Raw genomic sequence first — 12,672 nt, 5'->3', positions numbered from 1 at the left:
GCTTAGGCTCCGTCGGGTTGGTTGGGTGGTGCCGCGTCGCGGAAGGCGGGAAGCGCATCGAGCGCATCGAAGATCCGCGCGATCGTCGGCCAGCGGCCGGTATTGATGTCGAAGCGGCGGTTGTTCCAGACCTGCGCGTAGAGGCAGCAATCGGCAAGGCCCGGCGTGTCGCCGTGGCAGAAGCGTCCCGTGCGGCTGTCCTGCGCAAGCATGACTTCGAGCGCCTCGAAGGTGGTTTCCACCCAGTGATGGAACCAGGCCTTCTGCGCCGCCTCGTCGGCGCCGAACTGATCGGCAAGCCGGTTCAGCACGCGCAGATTGTTGAGGGGGTGAATCTCGCAGGCGATCATGTAGGCAAGCGCCCGCACCCTTGCGCGACCGTCGGGATCCTCGGGCAGAAGGCGCGGCCCGGGCTGGGTTTCGTCAAGCCATTCGATGATCGCCAGCGATTGCACGAGCGCGGAGCCGTCCTCGCGTTCGAGCACCGGAACGAGACCAGCCGGGTTCATGGAGAGGAAACCGGCGGTGCGCGTCTCGCCCTTGCGCAGGGCATAGGCGACATAGTCGTATTCGATGCCCTTGAGGTTCAGCGCCGCGCGCAGGCGCGTCGAGGTCGAGGAACGAAAGAAGTTGTGCAGACGAAAGGTCATCGAACGCATCCCTTACGCCCGCGGACCGATGGGAGTGCGGATCTCGCCCAGCCCCTCGATCGAGACCACGCAGATATCGCCCACCTGCATCGCGCCAACGCCCGCCGGTGTGCCGGTCATCACCAGATCCCCGGGGCGCAGTTCCATGGACCGCGACAGGATCGAGACGATCTCGGGCACCGACCAGATGAGGTCCGCCAGATTGGCGCTTTGACGCAGGGTGCCGTTGAGCGTCAGCCGGATCGCGCCGCTTTCGGGGTGTCCGACGGATTCGACCGGATGGATGGGCCCGATCACCGCCGAACGGTCGAAGGCCTTGCCCCAGTCCCAGGGACGGCCCGCCTCGCGCGCGGCAAGCTGGAGGTCTCGCCGCGTGAGGTCGTTGCCGATGGCATAGCCGAAGATGTGATCGTGCGCCCGCTCCTCGGAGATGTTGGCGCCGGCCTTGCCGATGGCGAAGACCAGTTCGGCCTCGTAGTGGAAGTTCTGCGTTTCGGGCGGATAGGGAACGGTTTGCCCGTCCTCGACGACGGCATCGGCTGGCTTGGTGAAGAAGAAAGGGGGATCGCGATCGGGATCCTTGCCCATCTCGCGCGCATGTTCCGCATAATTGCGACCGACGCAATAGATGCGGCGCACCGGGAACCGCTGGTCACGGCCGATGACGGGCAGGCTGACGACGGGCGGCGGCGGGAAACAGTAGGTCATCGGTGCTCTTGTCCTTTCGTGATGATGTGATGCTCGGGATTCGGCTTGGAAGATGTCTTGGCAGGCACTGCCCGCGCCCGGCGCAGGAGCCAGAGCACCACCATGATCCCGAGACCGAGACCGTGGACGATGAGCGTAGAGGTTCCGCCCAACGTCTCAGGCAGCAGAAGAGACAGTCCGGCCATGCCCAAGATTGCGCGCTGAATGCCTTCGATTCCGCCGTTGAACCAGCCGGCGAGGCTGGCGGATACCGCATAGACCCCAAGCACGGCAGCCGCGACGGCTAGCGCAATTTCCGCCGCGCTTCCCTGCATCAGCAGCGGCGGCGAGACGACGAAGAGGAAGGGCACGATGTAGGCTGTCCAGCCCAGGCGCATGGCGACAAATGCGGTCTGCATCGGTGGCGCCTTGGCCAGCGCGGCGGCGAAGAAAGCACCAATGCCAACGGGGGGAGTGACCATCGACATCATGCCGAGATAGAAGATGAAGAAATGCGCGGCGATCGGCGAAACCCCGGCCTCGACCAGCGGCGGGGCGAGAAGAATCGCTAGTAGCAGGTAGACCGCGACCGTCGGCATGCCCATGCCCAACACAAGGCTGGCGAGTGCGGTAAGGATCAGAAGCGACATAAGGTTGTTCTGACCGATCTCGGCCAGAGCGAAGGTGCCGGCAAAGCCCAGGCCAGTGACGTTCAGAACCCCGATGATGAAGCCGGCAGCGGCCGAAATCATCAGGATGTCGGTCATCGCGAAGCCCGTTTCCACCAGCGCATGCCAGATCGTGCGCGGCTTGATGCGCTGGCCGCCGTAGCCGAAGACTGTGCCGCAGATCAGTGCCGCAGCGGCCGCCCAGAGCGCGGCGGTCTCGGGCCGCTGGCCCAGCCAGAACAGCGCGCCCAACATGACCGCAAAGGGCAGGATGAATATTCCGCCGCGGCGAAGCGTCTTGCGCGCCGAGGGCAGGTCTTTCTCGGCGATGGGCGCAATCCCCGTCCTGGCTGCCTCGAGATCGACCTGGAAATAGAGCGCCAGATAGTAGAGAGCGGCCGGGATGATCGCCGCGATCGCGATCTCTGCATAGGTAACGCCGAGGAAATCAGCCATCAGGAAGGCGACGGCGCCCATGACCGGCGGCGCGATCTGTCCGCCGGTCGAGGCTACGGCCTCGATGGCCGCGGCCACTTTGGGGCGGTACCCCGAGCGGGTCATCAGCCTGATGGTGACGACGCCCGTTGCCACGATGTTGGAAACGACGACCCCGGAGATTGTCCCGAACAGCGCCGAGGCGAGGATCGAGATCTTGGCCGCGCCGCCGCGGCGGCGGCCCATCGCGGCCAGCGATATGTCGTTGAAGAAATCACCGCCGCCCGCCCGCATGAGAAGCTGTCCGAACAGCACGAAGGCCACCACGACCGTCACCGCCACATTGAGCGTGAGCCCGAGCATGCCATTGGCATCGAACGCCACATAGGCCAGAAGCCGTTCAGGGGCCACCTGGCGGGTCTGCAGGGCGCCAGACACCAGATGACCGATCAGCCCATAGCCGGTAATGGCCAGCACAAGGAGCGCCAGGGTCCAGCCCACGGCCCGACGCAGACCCTCGAGCACCAGCAGAAACAGGATGGCGGCTATCGCCACGATGTCGCCGGGAACAGACATCATGCGGGCGATGATGTCGGGATAGCGGAAGGAAACGAAGAGGGAGAGGCTCAGGCCCAGGCCGGCAAGCACCCAGTCAAAGGCCTTGCCCTGAATCTTCTTCTCTGTCCCGTCGCCGCCGCGCCTCTCGATGAGGAACACGAGGCCGAGGCTGATCCCGAGAGCGGCAGCAAGCACCTGCTCGGTATAAATATTCAGTCCGAGACGGGTGTGAAGATCGAGCCCGACGGCCACCGCCAGAAGCGAGAGCGAGACAGCCAGCACCTGGAGGACGATATGGCGGACCGCCGCCGACGGAGCTGTGATCTCCTGTGTCAAGCTTTATCCCCTTGAAGGTAAGTTGCCGCGGCTGGATACCTTGCCTTGCAAGGGTCCAACCGCCTCATCACAAACGTGTCAGTTGGAAGGCATCTTGGCGATGCCGCGTTCCGCAAAGAAGGCAACCGCACCCGGATGATATTCGACGCCTGGGTAATCGACGAAGGCAGTCTCGATATTCATCGCTCCGAGAGGAGGATAGGCGGCTGCGATCGCCACGCGGTTGTCGAAAATCGCCGCAAGCAACGCCTTGACCTGCTCATCAGTCACATGGACACCGGCCACAAGGACATTGTCCCATGTCAGCATCATGATCGGTTTTTCGATGCCCGCACGCACCGGCGACGGTGCCACTTCCGAGAAATAATAGGCAGGGCGGTGCTTTCGCACGGCTTCGAGCGCCTCCGCGTCCGAGGCGACTTCGAGGAATCGGATCCCGCCCACCGAGGCATGGACCTCGGCCACCTTCGGGCCTCCCACGGCGAAGAAGGCCGCATCGGTTTGACCCGACACCAATGCATCGGCGCCGCGGATGAGCTCCGGCATCGGCACCCCGATCACTTCATCGTAGCCGATTCCGTCGGCCTCCAGCAGCGCGCTGACGAGCGGACGGTTGAGCGGAAAGGCCTCCCAGCCCGAGGGAACGCGCTTGCCCTTGAGGTCGGACACCCGAATCATTCCCGAATTGGCACGGACGAACAGCCCGACCGCGAAGGGGTTGATCTTCGCCACCACGCGCAGGTTCGGCAGCGGCGCCGAATACTCGCCCGTGCCCGATACAGCGGTGATCACGTCATTGATGTCGTTCAGCGAATACTCGCCAAGCCCGTTGTTGACGGCCTGCATCATCTGGGCGTTTCCGGCATAGGGCTGAACCACAAGGCGGCCACCCTCGGCCTTTCGTGCCTCGGCGGCGATGACCGACGCCATGGTGTTCCACACCGATCCCGTTGGCGGAGTCGTGATCGACTCCACCTGAGCGACGGCAGCGCCAGCTGCGAGGCAAAACGCCACGGCAGCGCCCGCAAGGCGGGCTCCAAACCTCTTGTACATTCGCATCCTCCCTGTGTTGCGACCTCCGTCCAGCGGCCTCCAGTCCCCAAGCCTCTGCACCGGCTTTTTATAGCTGATCCCGACAATATTGGAAGCATGCTTTTTTTATTGCCGTGATTGTCAGCATGCATTAAGAGTCATGATTGAGGCTGTGGTTCGCGAGATACGGGAGGCGAACATGCCGAATCTTGACGCCAACGGGAGGAAATTCAAATGAGTGCCAGCACGAGAGGCGCCTCGGGCGCGTATTCCAATGCTGAAATTCTCGCGATGATCGACGAGAAGGCCGGCGTTTACGACCCGAAGATTTATACGGACGAGGCGCTTTATCACCTCGAGCTCGAACGCATTTTCGCGCGCACCTGGGTCTGCATGGGCCATGAGACCCAGCTTCCTAAGCCGGGTGATTTCATGACCGCATACATCGGTGAGGACCCGGTCGTCGTAGTGCGTCAGAAGGACAGCAGCATCCGTGTCTTCCTGAATCAGTGTCGTCATCGTGGCATGCGCATCTGTCGGGCGGACTCGGGCAACGCCAAATCCTTCACCTGCACCTATCATGGCTGGGCATATAGCCAGGGCGGCGATCTGGTCAGCGTGCCGATGGAGCAAGAGGCATTTGGTGGCTGCCTGAGCAAGAAGGACTGGGGGCCCAAGCAGGCGCGGGTCGAGAGCTACAAAGGCCTGATCTTCGCCAACTGGGACGCTGACGCGCCTTCGCTCGACGAATATCTCGGCGAGGCCAAGTTCTATATGGACCTGATGCTCGACCGTTGCGAAGAGGGCACCGAGGCGCTGCCGGGCATCCAGAAATGGGTCATCCCCTGCAACTGGAAGTTCGCGGCCGAACAGTTCGCTTCAGACGCCTATCATGCGGGAACCACCTCGCATCTGTCCGGCATCATGGCGGGCGTGCCTGAGGATGTAGATCTTTCCCAGGTCGCTCCGCCGACCGAGGGCCTGAACGTCCACATGTCGAACGGTCATGGTTGCGGACTGTTTCTGCGCAACCCAATGTTCTACATGACCATCCTTGGGCCGAAGGTCACCGAATACCTCACGTCTGGGCCTGCTTATGAGGAGGCCACGCGTCGTCTGGGCAAGGGGCGGACGGATGTGAATCTTTGCCACTGCAATATCTTTCCGAATCTGTCGTTCCTGACCGGGATCAACACGGTCCGCATGTGGCAGCCGCGCGGGCCGAACGAGATTGAGGTCTGGACCTTCACGATCGTCGACAAGACTGCGCCTGACGAAATCAAGGAGGAATGGCGCCGCAACGTGTCGCGCACCTTCTCGGCGGGTGGCGTGTTCGAGCAGGACGACGGCGAGAACTGGTGCGACATCCAACAGGTTCTTCGGGGACATGTAGCCCAGCAGCAGAAGTTCAACATCGAGATGGGTCAGCGATCGGTGTCGACCGAGAACCTTGAGGGCTTCCCAGGGCAAAGCTTCGCCTACACCTACAGCGAGGAATCTGCGCGTGGTTTGTACCGCTACTGGACCCAGATCATGACCGCGCCAGACTTGCGTACCTGCATGCAAGCGAGTCAACAGAAGCTGCAAGCGGCAGAATAGCACCAATGGCGGCAGGGAAGGCCGCAACGTGAAATTTCCCGCCCGCCGGATACGGCGGGCAGGTTCTTGCCATGGGAGGAAAACATGCTCGATGAACAATTCAAGACCACCTTTGCAACCAAGCCGAAGGCCGTTTCGCTGGAGCTTCAGCACGAGGTCGAACAGTTCCTGTTCTGGGAGGCCAAGCTTCTAACAGATCGTCGCTATCAGGAGTGGTTCAGTCTTCTGTCGCAGGACATACGTTACTGGATGCCGATCCGCTCGACCAAGATAATGCGTGAGGTTGCACAGGAATACACTGACGAAGACGGATTTGCCCATTTCGACGACAACTGGCACACGATGAAGGGCCGGATCCGCAAGATCATGTCGGATGTAGGTTGGTCCGAGAACCCGGCCTCGCGCGTACGCTATCTGATCAGCAACGTCATGATCGCGCCCGAGGACGAAATGACGCTGAATGTCGTTTCGGCGGTTATGGTCTATCGAACGCGGCAGGAGCGCCAGCTCGATGTCTTTGCCTGCGAGCGCCAGGACGTGTTGCGCCGGGTCGATACCGAACCCGGGTTCGAGATTTCTCGCCGCAAGATCCTGATCGATCAGAGCACGATCCTTTCGAACAATCTCAGCTTCTTCTTTTGACAGGAGTAACAATGACGTGGATGAAGGCCTTCCCGCTGGCGGATTTGCCGGCGGGAGAAATGAGGCAGTTCGACGGCGGGCCAGAGCCCATCCTGATCTGCAACCTGGACGGAGAAGTGCATGCAGTTCAGGATACCTGTACGCACGACACCTGGTCTTTGGCCGACGGTTTTCTCGAGGATGGCGTCGTCGAGTGCAGCCTGCACTTTGCGAAGTTCTGCGTTCGCACAGGCAAAGTGAAGGCGCTGCCTGCTTGCGCGGCCCTCAAGGTGTTCCCAGCAAAGGTCGATGGCGACTTCATCTACGTCGAGTGCTGATATCGAAATCCAGAAACCACAGGGAGGAACGCAATGCAACTCAAGGATCAAGTGGCCCTCGTGACGGGCGGCGGGTCCGGTCTAGGCCGGGCCATTGTCGAACGTTTCGTGCAAGAGGGCGCGCGCGTCGCCATCTTCGACCGCTCGCAGGAGCGTATTGATGAGGTGAGGAAGGTGCTCGGCGACAAGGTCATCGGCGTGGCCGGCGATGTTCGCGAGATGGCCGACAACAAGCGGGCCGTTTCCGAATGCGTCAAGGCCTTCGGCCAGCTCGACACATTCATCGGCAACGCCGGGGTCTGGGACTACTCCAAGTCCATGGTCACGACCGAGGAAGACGCCCTCTCTGCCGCCTTTGACGAGATGTTTGCCATCAACGTCAAGGGCTATGTTCTGGGAGCCAAGGCGGCTCTGCCCGAGCTTTACAAGACCAAAGGGCACATGATCTTCACCGCATCGAACGCGGCTTTCTATCCGGGCGGTGGCGGTGTGCTCTATACGGCGACGAAACATGCCGTGGTGGGCATGATCAAGCAGATGGCGCATGAATTCGCGCCTCATGTGCGCGTGAACGGTGTTGCGCCTGGTGGCATCGGAGGAAGCAACCTCGCCGGTCTCAATTCGCTTTCGCAACAGGGGGCCAAGTTCTCGGACCTGCCGCTTGACGACCTGATGAAACAGATGCTTCCGTTGGAGCGAGCGTTCCACGCGCCTGAGTATGCCGGTGCCTATGTCTTCTTTGCCAACCGCCGCGACAACGCGCCGGGCACCGGCGGCGTGCTGAACTTCGATGGTGGTATCGGCATGCGGGGCTTTGCATCGCCCAACATGGGCGGCGAACTCGTCGAGGCTTTCGGCAAGGCCTGACGGGATCGCGTAGAGGGGCGTTTGAAACCTGTAGCGGTTTCTGGGCCCCCAGCGCGGGGCGTCAAGGATAATTCGATGCACGACCGGCAACGCCTCTTGTCTGCAACAAGCATATCGGCAGATAGGGGCCGGCTTTTTACTGTCCAGCGAGGAAATCATGAACGACATTCAACTCTATATCGACAATGAGGCCCGGAGCGCCACCGGCAACGCCACATTCGAGCGCCGCTCGCCGTTCAGCGGCGAGGTGGTGACCCAGGGCGCAGCGGCCACGCCGCAGGATGCTCTGGCGGCGATCGAATCGGCCGAACGCGCCTTTGCATCCTGGTCGCAGACGGGACCCGGGCAGCGGCGCGCGCTGCTGCTGAAGGCCGCTGATGAGATCGAGAAGCACACCGAAGATTTCGTCATCGCCATGAAGGGCGAGGTCGGGGCAGGCGATCTCTGGGCGCGGTTCAACGTCATGCTTGCGGCGAATGTCTTCCGCGAGGCCGCCGCGATGACCACCCAGGTTCAGGGCAGCACCATCCCCTCGGACAAGCCTGGCACACTGTCGATGACCCTGCGTCAGCCCGTCGGCGTGATCCTGTCGATCGTGCCGTGGAACGGGCCGATCGTGCTGGCGGCGCGGGCCATCGCCTATCCACTGATGTGCGGCAACACGGTTGTCTTCCGTGCATCGGAGACCTCGCCCAAGACCCATGCGCTGGTGGCAGAGTCCGTCTATGCCGCAGGTTTCGCCGCCGGAACGCTTAACTTCGTGACCAACGATCCGAAGGACGCGCCCGAGGTTGTGGAGACGATGATTGCCCATCCGGCAGTTCGGCGCGTCAACTTCACCGGCTCAACGCATGTGGGCCGGATCATCGGCGAGAAATGTGGCCGCCATCTCAAGCGCTGCCTGCTGGAGCTCGGCGACAAGTCGCCGATGGTGGTGCTTGAGGATGCCGATATCGACGGTGCGGTGAATGCCACGATTTTCGGCGCTTTCCTCTATCAGGGCCAGATTTGCATGACGACCGAGCGCGTCATCGTCGATGAGGCCATTGCCGATGCGTTTGTGGACAAGCTCGCTGCGCGCGCGGCCCAGCTGCAGGCAGGTGATCCGCGCAGCCAGTCGGCCTGCGCGCTTGGCCCGGTGGTCAGCCAGGGTGCTGCCGACCGGCTGAACGCCCTGCTCGACGACGCGGTCGCCAAGGGCGCGAAGATACGTTCCGGGGGTCGCGCGGAACGCACACTGATGGCAGCCACCGTGATCGATGGCGTCACGCCAGCTATGCGCATATATTCCGAGGAAGCCTTCGGTCCGATCTTGCAAGTGATACGTGTCAAGGGCGCGGACGAAGCGGTGCAGGTGGCCAACGATACCGAATACGGTCTCTCGGCCGCCGTATTTGGCACCGACATGACGCGTGCGCTCGATGTGGCCATGCGCATCCAGTCCGGTTCGGTGCACATTAACGGCGCGACCGTGGCTAACGAGGCCCAAGCCCCCTATGGTGGGACGAAGTCCAGCGGTTGGGGCAGGTTCGACAGCCAGGCAGTGATCGACGAGTTCACAGAGTTGAAATGGCTGACGATCGAACAGCCGACTCAGCAATATCCGCTGTAAGAGAAGGCCCGAGACCGGGATCCAAGGCAAAGCCCACGGGTTTTCCTCGTGGCCCTCGCGTTTTTGGGCCTATCGCAACGACCTGAATGCGTCCTGTGAGCCAGAACGCCGCCAAGCGGTTCCGAGCGACCGTGAAAATTGACAGCATGCTTAGGATCATCTATGGTCGTCCAAGTTCAATATCGGGAGGAGTCAATGACCGCTAGCAAGACAATCGAAACGTCGCTTGCAGAGCGAGCTCGCGCTATCAATCTTTTCAGCCCGCCGGATGATTATTTCGACGATCCCAGCAAGTATTTCCGACTTCTGCGCGATGGCGATCCGGTTCACCAGCAAGAAGACGGCAGCATTCTTCTGACCCGCTATGACGACGTGCGCCAGATCTGGCGCGACCTGACGGGCCTTGTCTACAAAGGCGAACAGTTCTGCAAGCGTTTCGGCGAGGGCCCGCTGCTCGAGCATCACACCTCGACTATGTTGTTCCGCGACAACCCCGATCACGACCGGCTGCGCAACATCGTCAACCCGTTCTTCTCACAGACGTCCATCCAGTCCCTTTCCGCCTTCACTCAGGAGGTGGTCGACCGTGAAATCAAGAAGGTCAAGGAGATGGGCGAGTTTGATTTCGTGCACGATTTCGCCTTCCGCATTCCAGTTGCGCTGATCTGCAAGGTCATCGGTGTGCCGGTCGAGGACGCCAACTACATCCAGGCCGTGGGTCGCAAGGTGCTGTTCCCGCTCAACCCCAAGGTGCCGCAGGAAGCGATCGACGACGGTCATGCGTCGGTGACCGAGTTTAAGAGTTACCTAGCGCCATTTCTCGGCGAGATCAAGGCGCGCTCCTCGATCGACCCGAGCGAAAGTATCCTCTGCGCCATGGCAGCCGCTCAGCGCGACGGGGTCGAAGTCAGCGACGACGAAATCCTGCACATGTGCATCGTGACGCTGAACGGCGGCCATGAGACCACCACAAACCTCATATCGCAGTCGATCCATTTCCTGATGGAAGACCCCGAAAGTCTGGGGCAACTACGTGACGGCGAGGTCCCTGTCGCTACGGCTCTCGAAGAGCTGATCCGCTTCATCACGCCCCTGCAGCTTCAGGGCCGGCGCACGACGCAGGATGTGGAACTGGAGAGCGGCAACGGCACGATCCAGGCCGGCACCGAGGTGGTGCTGTGCCAGGCCTCAGCGAACCGGGACGAACGTGTGTTCGAGAACCCCAACAAGCTGAACCTGTCACGCCGCCCGAACAATCATGTCGGTTTTGGCGCTGGGATTCATGTTTGCCTGGGTCGGCCGCTGGCCAGAATGGAGGCTTCGATCGCCATTCCCACCGTGCTGAAGGAACTGCCGACCCTGACCCGCAACGGGAAGGCTCGTTTCCAGCGCAACACGCGCTTCAGGGGTCTTGAGAAGTTCCCCGTAAAGCTCGCTTGAACCGCAAAGGCAGGGAGCATCCAAGCGCGCGGCGAAGGTGGCTTCGCCCGAGGAGGCGGGCCGGCACACACCGGCCCGTATGAACAGGACCTATCTTTACAGGAGCAGAAATGAAGATCTGCCGTTTCGACAAAATCCGCATCGGCCTCATCGAAGGCGATGAGGTTGTTGATGTAACCCAAGCCCTCGACCTGTTGCCGCAGATGCGCTACCCGCTGCCGCGGCACGATCCGATGATCGCCCATCTCGACCAGTTGGTGCCGGCTTTCAGCGAGGCTGCAAAGACCGGTGCGCGCAAGCCCGTTTCGACCGTGGCCTTCGATTCGCCGGTCGCCAATCCCGGCAAGCTGGTCGCGGCGCCCGTAAACTACGTCAAGCACCTTGAGGAGGCGCGCGAACAGAAGGAATTGCACCAGAACAACGCCGCCCAAGTCCGCGTCATCCACGAGACGGGCCTCTTTCTCAAGGCCACGAGCAGTCTCATCGGCCCTTCCGAGCCGGTGGCGCTGCGCTTCCCCGACCGCCGGACCGACCACGAGATCGAACTAGCGGTGGTCATCGGCCGCCGCGCCGACCGGGTGCCAGCAGAGAGAGCGCTGGAGCATATCGCGGGTTATACGATTGGGCTCGACATGACGGTGCGCGGCGCTGAGGAACGGAGCATGCGAAAGTCCATAGACAGCTATTCGGTGCTCGGCCCCTGGCTCGTTACCGCAGATGAGATTCCCGATCCGTCGCAACTCGACTTCGAACTCAGGGTCGATGGGGTAAACCGGCAGAAGGCGAATACCCGCGATCTGGTGCTCAGCGTGCCGGAACTGATCGAGATGGCCAGCCGGTTCTACACGCTGGAAGTGGGAGATGTCATCTTCACTGGCACGCCCGAGGGTGTCGGGCAGGTCAGGCCGGGCAGCAGGATCCACGCCTGGGTTGACCGGATCGGGGCAATGGAGATCGGCGTCGTCTGAAACACGACAGCATCCCGGTCGAAGGCGGCCGCTGAATTACTGTGGCGGTCGTCAAAAGTTGTCGGTTTCCAGCGGCTGAGGGATCGAGGCACGCACGTGATTGCTTGATCGCTGGACAAAGGTCGTCAGCGATGTCATGAACTGCCTCTGCTCCTCCGCATCGAGTTGCCCCACGAGCAGCGCCCTCAAATTCTCGATCCGACCAAATCCCTTGGCGACCAACGCCTCCCCCGCAGGGGTCAGGTCGAGCAATTTCTGTCGGCCGTCTGACTCGCTCATCTTGATCCGGACCAGCCCGCGTTTTTCCAACGCGGTAGCTGCGCGTCCGCAACTGGCCCTGTCTATCGCGGCGCGCCGGGCCACCTCGGTGACCGACAGGCCCGGAAAACTGTGCGCTGTTGCCAGCATGATCCAGGTCACCGGTGACAGCTTCAGCCCAGCCATGGCCTCGTCGAAGCAATACAGAAAGATCTGGTAGCTGCGCCGAATCAGATGCGCAGGATGTTCTGTCAGAACCCGATGGAGGTTTTCCGCATCCAAAGTTTCGAGCGGTCGTGGTGCAGTTTGATCTTTCATTGCCTCGATTCCTTCATTGCTTTCGTATGCCGATGGCTTGCCACAGTTCGCCTCCGCCTACGGTTCAGACCGGTTTCAACCAATTAAAGCATGCATGCAAGTGTTTCGCGTCAGTTGGACGCCTCTATTTACCGGCAAGGCTGCTTCTTCGCGGGGCTCTAGGGTCAGGACCCATTGATTGGCTTGATGTCGCCGCCCCTGCGTGATTCAAGCGCTCCGCGCTGACGGGGGGCATGATGAGCAATCTTTTCTGGCTGACGGACGAGCAGATGGAGCGGCTGAAGC

Annotated in this window: 12 protein-coding genes; 7 read left to right on the top strand and 5 right to left on the bottom strand. The window is 61.6% G+C overall.

Features of this window, described 5'->3' with window-relative positions; translation table 11 throughout:
* Positions 1-2: 2 nt before the first annotated feature.
* From maiA to ACFSGJ_RS18325, 4 genes are all read right to left on the bottom strand, one after another.
* On the bottom strand, positions 3-650 hold the full coding sequence (gene maiA / locus ACFSGJ_RS18340; RefSeq protein ID WP_390265264.1) for a maleylacetoacetate isomerase: 648 nt from the start codon (positions 648-650) through the stop codon (positions 3-5).
* A gap of 12 nt (positions 651-662) precedes the next feature.
* Positions 663-1,358, bottom strand: coding sequence for a fumarylacetoacetate hydrolase family protein (locus tag ACFSGJ_RS18335; protein ID WP_390265261.1), 696 nt, complete (start codon positions 1,356-1,358; stop codon positions 663-665).
* A complete protein-coding gene (locus ACFSGJ_RS18330) occupies positions 1,355-3,334 on the bottom strand; it encodes a TRAP transporter permease (protein ID WP_390265258.1) in 1,980 nt (659 codons plus the stop codon). Before ACFSGJ_RS18330 ends, ACFSGJ_RS18335 begins: the two co-directional genes overlap by 4 nt.
* A 78-nt stretch (positions 3,335-3,412) precedes the next feature.
* Positions 3,413-4,393: a TAXI family TRAP transporter solute-binding subunit gene (locus ACFSGJ_RS18325; protein WP_390265256.1), complete on the bottom strand. Its 981-nt coding sequence runs from the start codon at positions 4,391-4,393 to the stop codon at positions 3,413-3,415.
* A gap of 207 nt (positions 4,394-4,600) precedes the next feature.
* Between ACFSGJ_RS18325 and ACFSGJ_RS18320 the strand changes: the two genes are divergently transcribed.
* The 7 genes from ACFSGJ_RS18320 to ACFSGJ_RS18290 all read left to right on the top strand — a co-directional run bounded on the left by ACFSGJ_RS18320 (position 4,601) and on the right by ACFSGJ_RS18290 (position 11,811).
* On the top strand, positions 4,601-5,965 hold the full coding sequence (locus ACFSGJ_RS18320) for an aromatic ring-hydroxylating dioxygenase subunit alpha (RefSeq protein ID WP_390265253.1): 1,365 nt from the start codon (positions 4,601-4,603) through the stop codon (positions 5,963-5,965).
* An 84-nt stretch (positions 5,966-6,049) separates the two neighbouring features.
* A complete protein-coding gene (locus ACFSGJ_RS18315) occupies positions 6,050-6,607 on the top strand; it encodes an aromatic-ring-hydroxylating dioxygenase subunit beta (RefSeq protein ID WP_390265250.1) in 558 nt (185 codons plus the stop codon).
* 11 nt (positions 6,608-6,618) lie between these two features.
* Positions 6,619-6,924: a non-heme iron oxygenase ferredoxin subunit gene (locus tag ACFSGJ_RS18310; protein WP_390265247.1), complete on the top strand. Its 306-nt coding sequence runs from the start codon at positions 6,619-6,621 to the stop codon at positions 6,922-6,924.
* A 33-nt stretch (positions 6,925-6,957) separates the two neighbouring features.
* Positions 6,958-7,791: a 3-(cis-5,6-dihydroxycyclohexa-1,3-dien-1-yl)propanoate dehydrogenase gene (hcaB, locus tag ACFSGJ_RS18305; RefSeq protein WP_390265244.1), complete on the top strand. Its 834-nt coding sequence runs from the start codon at positions 6,958-6,960 to the stop codon at positions 7,789-7,791.
* Positions 7,792-7,948: 157 nt separating this feature from the next.
* On the top strand, positions 7,949-9,403 hold the full coding sequence (locus ACFSGJ_RS18300; RefSeq protein ID WP_390265241.1) for an aldehyde dehydrogenase: 1,455 nt from the start codon (positions 7,949-7,951) through the stop codon (positions 9,401-9,403).
* Between the two features lie 195 nt (positions 9,404-9,598).
* A complete protein-coding gene (locus ACFSGJ_RS18295) occupies positions 9,599-10,843 on the top strand; it encodes a cytochrome P450 (protein WP_390265238.1) in 1,245 nt (414 codons plus the stop codon).
* 110 nt (positions 10,844-10,953) lie between these two features.
* Entirely contained in the window at positions 10,954-11,811 is an 858-nt protein-coding gene (locus tag ACFSGJ_RS18290) for a fumarylacetoacetate hydrolase family protein (RefSeq protein ID WP_390265235.1), read from the top strand.
* A 51-nt stretch (positions 11,812-11,862) separates the two neighbouring features.
* On the opposite strand, the gene ACFSGJ_RS18285 is transcribed toward ACFSGJ_RS18290, so the two are convergent.
* Positions 11,863-12,387: a MarR family winged helix-turn-helix transcriptional regulator gene (locus ACFSGJ_RS18285; RefSeq protein WP_390265232.1), complete on the bottom strand. Its 525-nt coding sequence runs from the start codon at positions 12,385-12,387 to the stop codon at positions 11,863-11,865.
* Positions 12,388-12,672 lie beyond the last annotated feature (285 nt).

This window comes from Halodurantibacterium flavum (assembly GCF_042681825.1).
Lineage (GTDB): Bacteria > Pseudomonadota > Alphaproteobacteria > Rhodobacterales > Rhodobacteraceae > Halodurantibacterium > Halodurantibacterium flavum.
This window is presented reverse-complemented; position numbering and strand designations above follow the sequence as displayed.